Genomic DNA, 13,051 nt, shown 5'->3' with positions numbered 1-13,051 from the left:
AGCCATGTTGATGCCTCGTAAGGTCAAGCACCGCAAGCAGCACCACCCCGGTCGTAGCGGCGCGGCCAAGGGCGGAACCCGAGTCACCTTCGGCGACTTCGGTATCCAGGCCCTCGAGCCCGCCTACGTGACCAACCGGCAGATCGAGTCCGCACGTATCGCCATCACCCGGCACATCCGCCGTGGTGGCAAGGTGTGGATCAACATCTTCCCGGACCGGCCGCTCACCAAGAAGCCGGCGGAAACCCGCATGGGTTCCGGTAAGGGCACCCCGGAGTACTGGGTTGCCAACGTCAAGCCCGGTCGTGTGATGTTCGAGATGAGCTACCCGAGCGAGCAGACGGCGCGCGAGGCACTGCGTCGTGCAATCCACAAACTGCCGATGAAGTGCCGCATCGTGACGCGTGAAGGTGGTGAGTTCTGATGGCAGGTTCCGGGATCGGGACCAACGCGTCGGAGCTGCGCGAGCTGACCAACGAAGAGTTGGTGCTCCGGCTGCGGGAGTCCAAGGAGGAGCTGTTCAACCTCCGCTTCCAGATGGCCACCGGGCAGCTGGACAACAACCGGCGGCTGCGTACCGTCCGGCACGACATCGCGCGGGTCTACACGGTCATGCGCGAGCGCGAGCTGGGCCTCTCGGCCGCACCGATTGACGATGAAGGCGCGGCATGAGCGCCGCGGCCGAGCGGTCGGAAAAGGAACTCAGCATGAGTGAAGAGACGGCCACCCCGGTGGAGACCCGGGGTTACCGCAAGGTCCGTGAGGGCCTCGTGGTGTCGGACAAGATGGACAAGACGATCGTCGTGTCCGTGGAAGACCGGGTCAAGCACCCGCTCTACGGCAAGGTGATCCGCCGTACCAGCAAGGTCAAGGCGCACGACGAGGCGAACACCGCCGGCGTCGGTGACCGCGTCCGGCTGATGGAGACTCGTCCGCTGTCGGCGACCAAGCGCTGGCGTCTCGTCGAGATCCTCGAGAAGGCGAAGTAAGCCATGATCCAGCAGGAATCGCGACTGCGCGTCGCCGACAACACCGGTGCCAAGGAAATCCTGTGCATCCGGGTGCTCGGTGGATCGGCGCGCCGCTACGCCGGGATCGGCGACATCATCGTCGCCACGGTGAAGGACGCCATCCCGGGCGCCGGCGTGAAGCGCGGCGACGTGGTGAAGGCCGTCGTAGTGCGCACGGTCAAGGAGAAGCGTCGCCCGGACGGCTCGTACATCCGGTTCGACGAGAACGCCGCCGTGCTGATCAAGGCGGACAACGAGCCCCGGGGCACCCGGATCTTCGGTCCGGTTGGCCGCGAGCTGCGCGACAAGAGGTTCATGCGAATCATCTCGCTCGCGCCGGAGGTTTTGTAGTCATGAAGGTCAAGAAGGGCGACACCGTCGTGGTGATCGCCGGCAAGGACAAGGGCGCGAAGGGCAAGGTCATCCAGGCCTATCCCGACAACGACCGCGTTCTCGTCGAAGGCGTCAACCGCATCAAGAAGCACACCCGGGTCACCACCACCCAGCGTGGTGCGCAGTCCGGCGGGATCGTGACCCAGGAGGCCGCGATCCACGTGTCCAACGTGCAGGTCGTCGATCCGGACGGCAAGCCGACCCGGATCGGTAAGAAGGAAGTGAAGGGCGAGGACGGCAAGGTCCGTCGCGTCCGCGTCGCTCGCACCAGCGGAAAGGAGCTGTGAGATGACTTCGTCTGTTACCGACGAGGCTACCGCTGTTGACATCCCGCGGCTCAAGGCCCGCTACCGCGAAGAGATCGCGAAGCAGCTGCAGGAGAAGTTCGAGTACGGCAACCCGATGCAGATTCCCGGCGTCGTGAAGGTCGTCGTGAACATGGGTGTCGGAGACGCGGCCCGTGACTCGAAGCTGATCAACGGCGCGGTCACCGACCTGGCGACGATCACCGGGCAGCGCCCGGAGATCCGCAAGGCCACCAAGTCGATCGCCCAGTTCAAGCTCCGTGAGGGCATGCCGATCGGCGCGCGGGTCACCCTGCGCGGCGACCGCATGTGGGAGTTCCTGGACCGGCTGCTGACGATCGCGTTGCCGCGTATCCGCGACTTCCGCGGCCTGTCGCCGAAGCAGTTCGACGGCAACGGCAACTACACGTTCGGTCTCAACGAGCAGTCGATGTTCCACGAGATCGACCCGGACTCGATCGACCGGCCTCGCGGCATGGACATCACGGTCGTCACGTCCGCCAACACCAATGAGGAGGGCCGGGCGCTGCTGAAGTTCCTGGGCTTCCCCTTCAAGGAGAGCTGACCGCGATGGCCAAGACGGGTCTGGTTATCAAGGCCGCGCGCAAGCCGAAGTTCGCGGTGCGCGGCTACACGCGTTGCCAGCGTTGCGGGCGTGCCCGCGCGGTGCTGCGCAAGTTCGGGCTGTGCCGTATCTGTGTGCGCGAGATGGCGCACCGGGGCGAACTGCCCGGAGTTTCCAAGTCGTCCTGGTAAGGGCGACTTCACAAGCAAGCTGACCGTCGCAGGCCCCGGGAGGGGAACCACGATGAGAGAGGTGACGGGGTCACCATGACGATGACCGACCCGATCGCAGACATGCTCACGCGTCTGCGCAACGCGAACTCCGCGTACCACGACCAGGTCGTGATGCCGCATTCCAAGCTGAAGGTGGCAATTGCGGAGATCCTCCAGCGTGAGGGCTACATCGCCTCGTTCAACACCGAAGCGGCCGAGGTCGGCCGCTCGTTGGTGATCGACCTGAAGTACGGGCGGAACCGGGAGCGCAGCATTGCGGGCGTTCGCCGAGTGTCCAAGCCCGGTCTCCGGGTGTACGCGAAGTCGACCAACCTGCCCAAGGTCCTCGGCGGTCTCGGGGTGGCAATCATCTCGACGTCCGGCGGTCTGATGACCGACCGGCAGGCGAGCATGCGTGGAGTGGGCGGGGAAGTCCTCGCCTTCGTCTGGTAAGGGACCGGGGACATGTCACGTATTGGAAAGCTCCCAGTCGCCGTACCGAACGGCGTGGACGTTTCGATCGAGGGCCAGAAGGTGACCGTCAAGGGTCCCAAGGGCACTCTCTCGCACACTCTCGTCGAGCCGATCACGATCGGCCGCGACGACGACGGGACCATTCGCGTCTCGCGTCCGGACGACGAGCGTCGTAGCCGGGCCATGCACGGGCTGTCGCGTTCGCTCGTGAACAACCTGGTCGTCGGCGTCACCGCCGGCTACGAGAAGAAGATGGAAATCCACGGCGTCGGCTACCGCGTCGCGCTCAAGGGTTCCACTCTCGAGTTCGCGCTCGGCTACAGCCACCCCGTCACGGTGACCGCGCCCGAGGGCATCACCTTCGTGGTGGAGAACCCGACCCGCTTCTCGGTGCAGGGCATCGACAAGCAGCTGGTCGGCGAGATCGCCGCGAACATCCGCAAGCTGCGCAAGCCGGACCCGTACAAGGGCAAGGGCGTGCGCTACGCCGGCGAGAACATCCGGCGCAAGGTCGGAAAGACGGGTAAGTAAATGGCAACCAGTGATTCCACCAGCACCGCGCGTCGGCTCGGTTCGCGGGTTTCCGCGACGCGTCGGCAGGCTCGCGCCCGCCGTCACGCCCGACTGCGCAAGAAGATCACCGGAACGCCGGAACGTCCCCGTCTGGTGGTCAACCGGAGCGCGCGCCACATGGTCGCGCAGCTCATCGACGACCGCGCCGGCCACACGCTCGCGTCCGCTTCCACCATGGAGGCCGACGTGCGTGGGCTGGACGGCGACAAGAAGGCCCGCGCGAGCAAGGTGGGCGAGCTGATCGCCTCCCGCGCCAAGTCGGCCGGCGTCACCGCGGTGGTGTTCGACCGGGGTGGCTACGACTACCACGGCCGGATCGCCGCGCTCGCGGACGCCGCTCGCGAAGGCGGGCTGGAGTTCTGATGACTGTAATCAACAAGACAGAAGGGAACGCCTGATGCCCGGACGCACACGGCGTGACGGCGGCCAGGGCGGGAGCAGTGGCGGCGGAAGCAACAGCAACGACCGCAACGACCGTCGGGACCGTCGGGACGGGGGCCGTGGCGGAGCGGCCCAGGAGAAGTCCCAGTTCCTCGAGCGGCTCGTCACCATCAACCGGGTGGCCAAGGTCGTTCAGGGTGGTCGGCGCTTCAGCTTCACCGCGCTGATGATCGTGGGTGACGGCGACGGAATGGTCGGCGTCGGCTACGGCAAGGCGAAGGAAGTTCCGGCGGCGATCGCCAAGGGTGTCGAAGAGGCCAAGAAGAACCTCTTCCGCGTGCCCCGCATCGGCGGCACGATCGTGCACCGCGTTCAGGGTGAGGCCGCTGCCGGCGTCGTCCTGCTCATCCCGGCCAGCCCCGGTACCGGTGTCATCGCCGGTGGTCCGGTGCGCGCCGTGCTGGAGTGCGCGGGCATCCACGACATCCTGTCGAAGTCGCTCGGCAGCGACAACGCCATCAACGTGGTTCACGCCACGGTGGCGGCGCTGAAGAGCATCCAGCGTCCCGAGGAGGTGGCCGCCCGCCGCGGTCTGCCGCTGGAGGACGTGGCCCCGGCCGCGATGCTGCGCGCTCGCGCGGCTGCCAGTGCGGTAGGTGCATGATGGCTCTCAAGGTGACCCAGGTGCGCAGCACCATCGGTTGTAAGCAGAACCAGCGGGCCACCCTGCACACCCTCGGTCTGCGCAAGATTCGCCAGACCGTGGTGCGGGACGACTCGCCCTCGGTTCGAGGCATGATTGCCACCGTTCGCCACCTGGTGACGGTGGAGGAGGTCGACTCCAAATGACCATCAAGATTCATCACCTCCGCCCGGCGCCGGGCTCCAAGACGGCCAAGACCCGGGTCGGCCGAGGTGAAGGTGGCAAGGGCGGCAAGACTGCCGGCCGAGGCACCAAGGGAACCAAGGCACGTAAGACCGTGCCGGTCGGCTTCGAGGGTGGGCAGATGCCCATCCACATGAGGCTGCCGAAGCTCAAGGGCTTCAAGAACCGCTTCCGCGTCGAGTACCAGGTCGTGAACGTCGGCGACCTCGCCACGCTGTTCCCCAAGGGCGGCACGATCGGCCCCGACGAGCTCGTCGAGGCCGGCGCCGTTCGCAAGAACCAGCTGGTGAAGGTGCTCGGCAACGGCGACCTGGACGGTGTGAAGCTGACTGTCAGCGCGCACGCCTTCTCGGGCTCCGCCAAGGAGAAGCTCGCTGCCGCCGGCGGCAGCGCAGTACAGCTCTGATCGGTTCTATGGCCGCGACACCGGTTTCTGTGGTGTCGCGGCCATAGCCGTTTATCCACCGCGACATATTTCCGCAACGCCCGCGCTGGCCGCATCTGACGTGCTGTTACCCTCGGGGTTCCAGCGTCCAGGTGACATGTGCCGGATGTCGGTTCCATCGGTGTCCACGGCCTTGGTTGATCCGGCCGGACGCCCTTGCACGGGAGGATCCAGGAGTGCTCAGCGCGTTCCGGTCGGCTTTCACGACACCGGACCTCCGTAAGAAACTTTTCTTCACGCTCTCGATTCTTGCGGTCTATCGGTTGGGTGCGACGTTGCCGTCGCCCGGTGTCTCCTACCCCAACATCCAGGAATGCCTCAAGGCGGCCGAGGGCGGGGAGAACCAGAGCGTCTACGCCCTGATCAACCTGTTCAGCGGCGGCGCTCTCCTCCAGCTCTCGATCTTCGCGCTGGGCATCATGCCCTACATCACGTCCAGCATCATCACGCAGCTGTTGACCGTGGTCATCCCGAAGTTCGAGCAGCTGAAGAAGGAAGGCCAGTCCGGCCAGGCCAAGATGACCCAGTACACCCGCTATCTGGCGGTCGGGCTGGCGATTCTGCAGGCGACCGGCATCGTCGCGCTCGCCGACCGTGGCGCGCTGTTCAGCGGCTGCCAGAAGCAGATCATCCCGGACTCGAGCATCTACAGCCTCGCCGTCATCGTCATCGTCATGACCGCGGGTACCTCGGTCATCATGTGGCTGGGCGAGCTCATCACCGAGCGCGGCATCGGCAACGGCATGTCGCTGCTGATCTTCACGTCGATCGCGGCCCGCATCCCCGCAGAGGGCGGCGGCATCCTGACCAACGCCGGCGTGCTCGTCTTCATCGGCATCTGCATCTTCGGTCTGGCGATCATCGCCAGCGTGGTGTTCGTCGAGCAGGGCCAGCGGCGGATCCCGGTCCAGTACGCGAAGCGCATGGTCGGTCGCCGCATGTACGGCGGAACCTCGACGTACCTGCCGTTGAAGGTCAACCAGGCCGGTGTCATCCCGGTCATCTTCGGCTCGTCGCTGCTGTACCTGCCCGACCTGATCGCGCGGCTGTCCGGCAACAACGGCGGCACGTTCCAGCGGCTCGTGCAGACCTACCTGGTGGACCAGTCCAACCCGGTCCACATCATCATGTACTTCCTCCTGATCATCTTCTTCACGTACTTCTACGTCGGCATCACGTTCAACCCCGATGAGCGGGCCGACGAGATGAAGAAGTTCGGTGGATTCATTCCAGGCATCCGGCCGGGGCGGCCCACGGCGGAGTATCTGAACTTCGTCTTGTCGCGCATCACATTGCCCGGATCCGTTTACCTGGGCATCATCGCGGTGTTGCCGAACTTCTTCCTCGGAATTACCCAGAGCGGACAGAACCAGAACTTCCCGTTCGGCGGTACCGCAGTGTTGATCATGGTCGGGGTGGGGCTCGACACCGTGAAACAGATCGAGAGCCAGTTGATGCAGCGCAACTACGAGGGTTTCCTGAGATAGGAAACGCGTCAACCTCGGGTTCGCGCGGCACACGGGCATCGGTGCACGTTGTGTCCCACATCAGGTAGAAAGGTCGGTGTCGCCGTGCGACTCGTTCTTGTCGGTCCTCCGGGCGCGGGTAAAGGCACGCAGGCGGTACGACTCGCCGAGCGGCTCGACGTCCCGCACATCTCCACCGGCGACCTCTTCCGGGCGAATCTCAGCCAGGAGACACCTCTCGGCCTCGAAGCCAAGCGGTACATGGACGCCGGTGAGCTGGTCACCGACGAGGTGACCGTCGGCATGGTGCGCGAGCGTCTGGCGGAGGACGACGCGGCGAAGGGCTTCATCCTCGACGGCTTCCCCCGCACGGTCGCGCAGGCCGATTCTCTCGCCGCGATCCTCGACGCCTCCGGCTCCTCGCTGGACGCCGTCGTGTCGCTGGAGGTCCCGCAGGAGCAGCTGATCAAGCGCCTGCTCGGCCGGGGCCGCGCGGACGACACCGAAGCGGTGATCCGGCGCCGGCAGGAGGTCTACCAAGAGGAAACCGCGCCGCTGCTGGAGCACTACAGCGACGTGCTCGTGACGATCGACGCCGTCGGCGAGGTCGAGGAGATCACCGAGCGCGTGCTCAACAAGCTGGACGCGGGCTGAGCGAATGGGTGGCGGTGGACCGCTGGCCGGCCTGAGGGCTGGCCTGGCGCGTATCGGAGGTCGTCAGATCGAGCGCAAGACCAAGACCGAGCTGGATGCCATGCGCGTCGCCGGCCAGCTGGTGGCCCGCACGTTGGCGGCGGTCGCCGAGCAGGCGAAGCCCGGCGTGAGCACGCTCGACCTGGACAAGATCGCCGAGCAGTCGATCCGGGACGGCGGGGGAGTGCCCTCGTTCCTCGGCTACCACGGCTTCCCGGCGAGCATCTGCGCCTCGGTCAACGACCAGATCGTGCACGGCATCCCGTCCGCCGATCAGGTACTCGCCGACGGCGACCTGATCTCGGTCGACTGCGGAGCGATCGTCGACGGCTGGCACGGCGACTCCGCCGTGACACTGGCCATCGGCACCGTCCCGGCCTCGGACCTGGCGCTGTCCGCCGCCTGCCGAGCCGCGATGGACGCCGGAATCGCGGCCGCCCTGCCCGGAGGCCGCCTGACCGACATCTCGCACGCCGTCCAGCGGGCGAGCGAGGGCGCGGCTGAACGCGACGGTGTGCAGTACGGCATCGTCGCCGAGTACGGCGGCCACGGCATCGGCAACGAGATGCACATGGATCCGTTCCTCCCCAACCTCGGCGCACCCGGACGCGGTCCCCGCCTGGTCGCGGGCGGTGTACTGGCGATCGAGCCGATGCTCACCGCCGGCAGCGCGGGCACCCGCACCCTGGACGACGACTGGACCGTCGTCACGGACGACGGCAGCCGGGCGGTCCACTGGGAACACACGGTGGCGATCACCGACGACGGCCCCTGGATCCTCACGGTCCTGTAGGGCTCGTCCCTCGCCCGAGCGCCCACTTCGCAGACCTTCTGACCCACCTCGCAGACCCTGACGTCGCCTCGCAGACGCTGCAGTGTCTGCGACGCGACATGAAGCTCTGCGAAGTCACCTAACCCCTCCCGGCGCGCGCCGCACGCGGTGGGGCGCGCAGCAGCCGTGGCCGCACTTGGCGCCGCAGACTCCTCCGATCCCCGCGATCCTGGCCTGCACTTGGCGTGGGTGGGCGGTGTCAACCCTGAAACCTCGCCCCTGAACAGGCTGCACCAGGAACGAGCGCGAGGCCGGCGCCAGCCGGGGGTTGATGCCGCCCACCCACGCCAAGACACTTGATGGCCAGCGGGGACGACGATCGCACCCTTGCGAAGAAGGCTCCCCAATCTGGATGACATGTGACATCCTCACTATCGAGGTGTCATTAATCATCCAGAAAAAGAGGTGTCCAGCAATGAGCGGAATCGAGTACCCGAAGACGCCCGAGGTCGAGCGGTCCGCCGACCGAACCGGTCTGATCCTCATCGACCCCTACAACGACTTCCTGAGTGAGGGCGGCAAGCTCTGGCCGGCGGTCTCCGAAGTCGCGGAGCAGGCCGGCACGCTCGCCAACCTCAAGGCCGCGGTCGACGCCGCACGAGCAGCCGGGATCACGGTCTTCTTCACCCCACACCGTCGCTGGCAGGAGGGTGACTACCAAGGCTGGCGGCACTCGAACCCCAGCCAGCTGGTCACGAACCACGTGCAGCTGTTCGCCGAGGGGACCTGGGGCGGCGACTGGCACCCGGACTTCCAGCCCCAGCCCGGGGATGTGGTGGTCTCGCAGCACTGGTCGCAGAGCGCGTTCGCCAACACCGACCTCGATGCGCAGCTCAAGCAGCACGGCATCGAGCAGCTGGTCCTGGTCGGGATGATCGCGAACACCTGCATCGAGTCCACCGCGCGCTTCGGCATGGAGCTCGGCTATCACGTCACCCTGGTCACGGACGCGACAGCGGCCTTCAGCACGGAGGCCATGCACGCGGCCCACACGATCAACGGCCCGACGTTCGCCCACCGGATCGTCACGACGGCCGACCTGCTCGCGTCGCTGCCGGTCTGATCAGCCCTCGCGGAGTGCTTCGGCGACTTCGGTCAACAGCTCGTCGGACAGGACGGCGGAGTCCACCGCCCTGGCCATCAGGACAGCGCCGACCAGTGCGCTGAGCGTCTGAAGCGCGCGACGCCTGCGGCGGACCGGGTCCGGCTCGGTGATCGACGCCTCGATCATGTCGAGGTAACCGCGGACCTGGTTCGTGTAGGCGGCCCTGGCGCGGTCCGAACCTCGCGCAACGTCGGCGCTCAGCGTCGCGACGGCGCAGCTGCTCGCCGGCTCGTCGCGATGGCCCGCGCTGAGGTAGCCGTCGATGAGGGCGCCGAGCCCGTCTCCGGCGGCCGCACCCTTCTCGGCGGCGTCGGCCATGCGTCCTGCCCCGGTGCGGAGCGCAAGCTCGACCGCCTCGTCGACCAGCTCGTCACGGGAACCGAAATGCCGGTAGAAGCCGCCGTGGGTGAGCTCCGCCGCGCGCATCAGGTCGCCGATCGCCGGGCTGTCCGTACCGGCTTCGCGGAACCGGGCCGCCGCGATCGTCACGATCCGCTCGTGGCTCGCCGCCTTGTCCTCCTGCGAATGCCCCACCGCTCCGGCCTCCGAACCCTGTGACCACCGCTGATCTGGATGATGAACATCATACTTTTCTGGACACCCAATAGCGTTAGTCCCGCCACCTGAGACTGTCTCGGACTGGACTGCTGACGGGTGATCGTCGATGCTCTCCGGGTGACAGCAACTGGTGACGCGGCGGCCGAGCGCCGTACGCGGATAGGCGTGCCCCGCGAATCGGGCGCAGGCGAGCGACGGGTGGCAATGGTGCCCAAGGTCGCCGAGCGGCTGATCAGCAAGGGGCTGGACATTGTGGTCGAGTCCGAGGCAGGTGTCGCGGCACTGATCCCGGACCAGCTCTACGTCGACGCCGGCGCGTCGATCGGTGACCCGTGGAGTGCCGACGTAGTCGTCAAGGTCGCCCCGCCGACCGACGACGAGATCGGCAGGCTCGGGCGCGGCTCGACGCTGATCGGATTCCTCTCACCCCTCGTGCATCCCGAAGCGGTGCGCAAATTGGACGAGGCGGGCGTCACCGCGTTCGCGGTGGAGTCGATCCCGAGGATCTCGCGCGCCCAGTCGATGGACGCCCTGTCCTCGCAGGCGAACGTGGCCGGGTACAAGTCGGTGCTCCTCGCGGCCGACCAGTCGACCCGGTTCTTTCCGATGCTCACCACAGCGGCGGGAACAGTGAAACCGGCGACCGTGCTGGTGCTCGGCGTCGGCGTCGCGGGCCTGCAGGCACTCGCCACGGCGAAGCGGCTCGGGGCCAGGACGACCGGGTACGACGTGCGGCCGGACGTGGCGGACCAGGTCCGCTCACTCGGTGCGCAGTGGCTCGACCTGGGCATCGAGGCGGCAGGCGAGGGTGGCTACGCCCGCGAGCTGACCGAGTCCGAGCGCGCCGAGCAGCAGAAGCGGCTCGAGGAGGCGATCACCGGGTTCGACGTGGTGATCACCACCGCGCTGGTGCCGGGGCGCAAGGCCCCGACGCTCGTCACCGCGGCCGCCGTCGAGGGCATGAAGGCCGGCAGCGTCGTGGTCGACCTCGCCGGTGAGAGCGGCGGCAACTGTGAGCTGACCGAGCCTGGCGAGATCGTCGTCAAGCACGACGTCACCATCGCCTCGCCGCTCAACCTCCCGGCCACGATGCCGGAGCACGCCAGCGAGCTGTACTCGCGGAATATCGCGGCGCTGCTGGAGTTGATGATCGATGACGAGGGCCGGCTCGCGCCGGACTACTCCGACGAGGTGCTGGCCAAGTCACGCGTGGCAGGCAAGCCCGGTGAGACCGAGACAGCCAGTGAGGGCGGGAACTGATGGAGTCGAGTCTGCTCGCAAACCTTGCGATCCTCGTGCTGGCCGGCTTCGTCGGCTTCTCGGTGATCTCCAAGGTGCCGAACACACTGCACACGCCGCTGATGTCGGGCACCAACGCCATCCACGGCATCGTGCTGCTCGGTGGTGTCGTGGTGCTGGGCCTGAGCGGTCCTGAACTGAACGTGTTCTCGAAGATCCTGCTGGTCATCGCCATCATCTTCGGGACGATCAACGTGGTGGGCGGGTTCCTGGTGACCGACCGGATGTTGGGCATGTTCAAGGGCGGCCCGACCAGCGCGAAGAAGGACCAGTCATGAATACCTTGGTGACCGTCCTCTACATCGTCGCGTTCGGCATGTTCATCTACGGCCTGATGGGTCTGACCGGCCCGAAGACGGCGGTGCGCGGCAACCAGATCGCCGCCGTCGGTATGGGCATCGCGCTCGTCGCGACGCTGCTCGTGCCCGGCATGTCGAACTGGGTGCTGATCGTGATCGGCATCGTCATCGGAACGCTGCTGGGTGTCCCGTCCGCGCGGCAGGTCAAGATGACCGCGATGCCGCAGATGGTGGCACTGTTCAACGGTGTCGGTGGTGGCGCCGTCGCGCTGATCGCCTGGGTGGAGTTCCGCAACGACCCCGGCTACTCGACGCACCCCGGCTACTTCATCGTGGCGTCGCTGTTCTCGGTGATCGTCGGTTCGGTGTCGTTCTGGGGTTCGCTCGTCGCGTTCGGCAAGCTGCAGGAGATCATTCCCGGCAAACCGATCGGGCTGGGCCGGGCGCAGGTCGTCCTGAACGGCCTGCTGCTGATCGTGGCGATCGTGCTCGCGGTGGTCGTCGGAATGGGCGGCACCTCGGAGCTGCTGATCGTCGGCATCCTGGTGATCGCCGCGATCCTCGGTCTCACCGTCGTGCTGCCCATCGGTGGCGCCGACATGCCGGTCGTGATCTCGCTGCTCAACGCGTTCACCGGGCTGTCGGCCGCGGCTGCCGGTCTGGCGCTCGGCAACACCGCGATGATCGTCGCCGGCATGATCGTCGGTGCGTCCGGTTCGATTCTGACCGACCAGATGGCCAAGGCCATGAACCGGTCCATCCCGTCGATCATCGCGGGTGGCTTCGGTGGCAGCGGCACGGCCGTGGGTGGTGGCGACGACGGCGACCGCACCGTCAAGTCGACCAGCGCCGCGGACGCCGCGATCCAGATGGCCTACGCCGACCTGGTCGTCGTGGTGCCCGGCTACGGCATGGCCGTCGCACAGGCACAGCACGCGGTCAAGGAGATGGCGAAGCTGCTCGAGGCCAAGGGCGTCGAGGTGCGCTACGCGATCCACCCGGTCGCGGGCCGCATGCCCGGTCACATGAACGTCCTGCTGGCCGAGGCCGACGTGCCGTACGACCAGCTCAAGGAGATGGACGACATCAACGGTGACTTCGTGCGCACGGACGTGGCGCTGGTCATCGGGGCCAACGACGTCACCAACCCGGCGGCGCGCAACGACCCCTCGTCGCCCATTCACGGCATGCCGATCCTCAACGTCGACGAGGCGAAGCACGTCATCGTGTTGAAGCGTTCGATGAACTCCGGCTTCGCCGGGATCGACAACCCGTTGTTCTACGACGACAAGACGTCGATGCTGTTCGGGGACGCGAAGAAGTCCGTGTCCGAGGTGACCGAGGAGCTGAAGGTTCTGTAGGTGGACCGTGAGTGTTGCGGCCGCCTATAGGCGGCCGCAACACTCACGGTCTGTGCATCGGTGGGCTGGCTGGCGCCGGCCTCGCCAGGCTCGCCCCACCAGTCACACCCACCTCATCGCGCCGGCTTTGCACACCTACGTGCTGCGTCGCACATGTCCGGACATGTGCGACGCAGCACGTGGACGTGCAAAGT

At 66.8% G+C, this 13,051-nt stretch carries 21 protein-coding genes; 20 read left to right on the top strand and 1 reads right to left on the bottom strand.

What is annotated here, in order from left to right; genetic code table 11:
- Positions 1–4 precede the first annotated feature (4 nt).
- The 17 genes from rplP (at position 5) to G406_RS0136170 (ending at position 9,298) form a co-directional block, all read left to right on the top strand.
- The gene (gene rplP, locus G406_RS0136250; protein WP_028937632.1) at positions 5–424 is read left to right on the top strand and encodes a 50S ribosomal protein L16; all 420 of its coding nucleotides are present in this window, start codon (positions 5–7) and stop codon (positions 422–424) included.
- Positions 424–672, top strand: coding sequence for a 50S ribosomal protein L29 (gene rpmC / locus G406_RS0136245; protein ID WP_028937631.1), 249 nt, complete (start codon positions 424–426; stop codon positions 670–672). The genes rplP and rpmC overlap by 1 nt, the downstream gene beginning before the upstream one ends.
- Positions 673–707: 35 nt before the next feature.
- The gene (gene rpsQ, locus G406_RS57515) at positions 708–989 is read left to right on the top strand and encodes a 30S ribosomal protein S17 (RefSeq protein ID WP_028937630.1); all 282 of its coding nucleotides are present in this window, start codon (positions 708–710) and stop codon (positions 987–989) included.
- 3 nt (positions 990–992) lie between these two features.
- Positions 993–1,361 (top strand): 50S ribosomal protein L14, encoded by a 369-nt coding sequence (gene rplN / locus G406_RS57510; protein ID WP_028937629.1) that lies wholly within the window; start codon positions 993–995, stop codon positions 1,359–1,361.
- Between the two features lie 2 nt (positions 1,362–1,363).
- On the top strand, positions 1,364–1,690 hold the full coding sequence (gene rplX, locus G406_RS0136230) for a 50S ribosomal protein L24 (RefSeq protein ID WP_028937628.1): 327 nt from the start codon (positions 1,364–1,366) through the stop codon (positions 1,688–1,690).
- Position 1,691: 1 nt separating this feature from the next.
- The gene (gene rplE, locus G406_RS0136225) at positions 1,692–2,273 is read left to right on the top strand and encodes a 50S ribosomal protein L5 (RefSeq protein WP_051343148.1); all 582 of its coding nucleotides are present in this window, start codon (positions 1,692–1,694) and stop codon (positions 2,271–2,273) included.
- Positions 2,274–2,278: 5 nt separating this feature from the next.
- Complete coding sequence (locus tag G406_RS0136220) at positions 2,279–2,464, top strand: type Z 30S ribosomal protein S14 (protein ID WP_028937626.1); 186 nt, start codon at positions 2,279–2,281, stop codon at positions 2,462–2,464.
- 75 nt (positions 2,465–2,539) lie between these two features.
- Entirely contained in the window at positions 2,540–2,938 is a 399-nt protein-coding gene (rpsH, locus tag G406_RS0136215) for a 30S ribosomal protein S8 (RefSeq protein ID WP_028937625.1), read from the top strand.
- 12 nt (positions 2,939–2,950) lie between these two features.
- A complete protein-coding gene (gene rplF, locus G406_RS0136210) occupies positions 2,951–3,490 on the top strand; it encodes a 50S ribosomal protein L6 (protein ID WP_028937624.1) in 540 nt (179 codons plus the stop codon).
- On the top strand, positions 3,491–3,895 hold the full coding sequence (rplR, locus tag G406_RS0136205) for a 50S ribosomal protein L18 (RefSeq protein ID WP_028937623.1): 405 nt from the start codon (positions 3,491–3,493) through the stop codon (positions 3,893–3,895).
- Positions 3,896–3,929: 34 nt separating this feature from the next.
- Positions 3,930–4,577: a 30S ribosomal protein S5 gene (gene rpsE / locus G406_RS0136200; RefSeq protein ID WP_028937622.1), complete on the top strand. Its 648-nt coding sequence runs from the start codon at positions 3,930–3,932 to the stop codon at positions 4,575–4,577.
- The gene (gene rpmD, locus G406_RS0136195; RefSeq protein ID WP_028937621.1) at positions 4,574–4,762 is read left to right on the top strand and encodes a 50S ribosomal protein L30; all 189 of its coding nucleotides are present in this window, start codon (positions 4,574–4,576) and stop codon (positions 4,760–4,762) included. Before rpsE ends, rpmD begins: the two co-directional genes overlap by 4 nt.
- Entirely contained in the window at positions 4,759–5,205 is a 447-nt protein-coding gene (gene rplO / locus G406_RS0136190) for a 50S ribosomal protein L15 (protein WP_028937620.1), read from the top strand. The genes rpmD and rplO overlap by 4 nt, the downstream gene beginning before the upstream one ends.
- Before the next feature lie 215 nt (positions 5,206–5,420).
- Positions 5,421–6,731 (top strand): preprotein translocase subunit SecY, encoded by a 1,311-nt coding sequence (secY, locus tag G406_RS0136185; RefSeq protein WP_028937619.1) that lies wholly within the window; start codon positions 5,421–5,423, stop codon positions 6,729–6,731.
- 84 nt (positions 6,732–6,815) lie between these two features.
- The gene (locus G406_RS0136180; RefSeq protein ID WP_028937618.1) at positions 6,816–7,364 is read left to right on the top strand and encodes an adenylate kinase; all 549 of its coding nucleotides are present in this window, start codon (positions 6,816–6,818) and stop codon (positions 7,362–7,364) included.
- 100 nt (positions 7,365–7,464) lie between these two features.
- Positions 7,465–8,196, top strand: a complete 732-nt coding sequence (gene map / locus G406_RS0136175; protein WP_051343195.1) for a type I methionyl aminopeptidase — start codon at positions 7,465–7,467, stop codon at positions 8,194–8,196.
- A gap of 454 nt (positions 8,197–8,650) precedes the next feature.
- Positions 8,651–9,298 carry a cysteine hydrolase family protein gene (locus tag G406_RS0136170; RefSeq protein WP_037080283.1) on the top strand — a complete coding sequence of 216 codons (648 nt, stop codon included), beginning with the start codon at positions 8,651–8,653 and terminating at the stop codon, positions 9,296–9,298.
- On the opposite strand, the gene G406_RS0136165 is transcribed toward G406_RS0136170, so the two are convergent.
- Complete coding sequence (locus G406_RS0136165) at positions 9,299–9,874, bottom strand: TetR/AcrR family transcriptional regulator (protein WP_028937615.1); 576 nt, start codon at positions 9,872–9,874, stop codon at positions 9,299–9,301. It abuts the gene before it with no gap.
- Positions 9,875–10,015: 141 nt separating this feature from the next.
- Between G406_RS0136165 and G406_RS0136160 the strand changes: the two genes are divergently transcribed.
- The 3 genes from G406_RS0136160 to G406_RS0136150 are packed head-to-tail and all read left to right on the top strand — an operon-like array spanning position 10,016 to position 12,857.
- Positions 10,016–11,158 (top strand): Re/Si-specific NAD(P)(+) transhydrogenase subunit alpha, encoded by a 1,143-nt coding sequence (locus tag G406_RS0136160; RefSeq protein WP_028937614.1) that lies wholly within the window; start codon positions 10,016–10,018, stop codon positions 11,156–11,158.
- A complete protein-coding gene (locus tag G406_RS0136155) occupies positions 11,158–11,475 on the top strand; it encodes an NAD(P) transhydrogenase subunit alpha part 2 (RefSeq protein WP_028937613.1) in 318 nt (105 codons plus the stop codon). The genes G406_RS0136160 and G406_RS0136155 overlap by 1 nt, the downstream gene beginning before the upstream one ends.
- A complete protein-coding gene (locus tag G406_RS0136150; protein WP_028937612.1) occupies positions 11,472–12,857 on the top strand; it encodes an NAD(P)(+) transhydrogenase (Re/Si-specific) subunit beta in 1,386 nt (461 codons plus the stop codon). Before G406_RS0136155 ends, G406_RS0136150 begins: the two co-directional genes overlap by 4 nt.
- Positions 12,858–13,051 lie beyond the last annotated feature (194 nt).

It is taken from the genome of Actinospineispora spinosispora DSM 44797 (genome assembly GCF_000429025.1).
GTDB lineage: Bacteria > Actinomycetota > Actinomycetes > Mycobacteriales > Pseudonocardiaceae > Pseudonocardia > Pseudonocardia spinosispora.
This window is presented reverse-complemented; position numbering and strand designations above follow the sequence as displayed.

Excerpts from the sequence above, each read along its gene's own strand:
- rplP (WP_028937632.1), top strand. The coding sequence starts at position 5 with ATGTTGATGCCTCGTAAGGTCAAGCACCGCAAGCAGCACCACCCCGGT.
- rpmC (WP_028937631.1), top strand. The coding sequence starts at position 424 with ATGGCAGGTTCCGGGATCGGGACCAACGCGTCGGAGCTGCGCGAGCTG.
- rpsQ (WP_028937630.1), top strand. The coding sequence starts at position 708 with ATGAGTGAAGAGACGGCCACCCCGGTGGAGACCCGGGGTTACCGCAAG.
- rplN (WP_028937629.1), top strand. The coding sequence starts at position 993 with ATGATCCAGCAGGAATCGCGACTGCGCGTCGCCGACAACACCGGTGCC.
- rplX (WP_028937628.1), top strand. The coding sequence starts at position 1,364 with ATGAAGGTCAAGAAGGGCGACACCGTCGTGGTGATCGCCGGCAAGGAC.
- rplE (WP_051343148.1), top strand. The coding sequence starts at position 1,692 with ATGACTTCGTCTGTTACCGACGAGGCTACCGCTGTTGACATCCCGCGG.
- G406_RS0136220 (WP_028937626.1), top strand. The coding sequence starts at position 2,279 with ATGGCCAAGACGGGTCTGGTTATCAAGGCCGCGCGCAAGCCGAAGTTC.
- rpsH (WP_028937625.1), top strand. The coding sequence starts at position 2,540 with ATGACGATGACCGACCCGATCGCAGACATGCTCACGCGTCTGCGCAAC.
- rplF (WP_028937624.1), top strand. The coding sequence starts at position 2,951 with ATGTCACGTATTGGAAAGCTCCCAGTCGCCGTACCGAACGGCGTGGAC.
- rplR (WP_028937623.1), top strand. The coding sequence starts at position 3,491 with ATGGCAACCAGTGATTCCACCAGCACCGCGCGTCGGCTCGGTTCGCGG.
- rpsE (WP_028937622.1), top strand. The coding sequence starts at position 3,930 with ATGCCCGGACGCACACGGCGTGACGGCGGCCAGGGCGGGAGCAGTGGC.
- rpmD (WP_028937621.1), top strand. The coding sequence starts at position 4,574 with ATGATGGCTCTCAAGGTGACCCAGGTGCGCAGCACCATCGGTTGTAAG.
- rplO (WP_028937620.1), top strand. The coding sequence starts at position 4,759 with ATGACCATCAAGATTCATCACCTCCGCCCGGCGCCGGGCTCCAAGACG.
- map (WP_051343195.1), top strand. The coding sequence starts at position 7,465 with ATGCGCGTCGCCGGCCAGCTGGTGGCCCGCACGTTGGCGGCGGTCGCC.
- G406_RS0136170 (WP_037080283.1), top strand. The coding sequence starts at position 8,651 with ATGAGCGGAATCGAGTACCCGAAGACGCCCGAGGTCGAGCGGTCCGCC.
- G406_RS0136155 (WP_028937613.1), top strand. The coding sequence starts at position 11,158 with ATGGAGTCGAGTCTGCTCGCAAACCTTGCGATCCTCGTGCTGGCCGGC.
- G406_RS0136150 (WP_028937612.1), top strand. The coding sequence starts at position 11,472 with ATGAATACCTTGGTGACCGTCCTCTACATCGTCGCGTTCGGCATGTTC.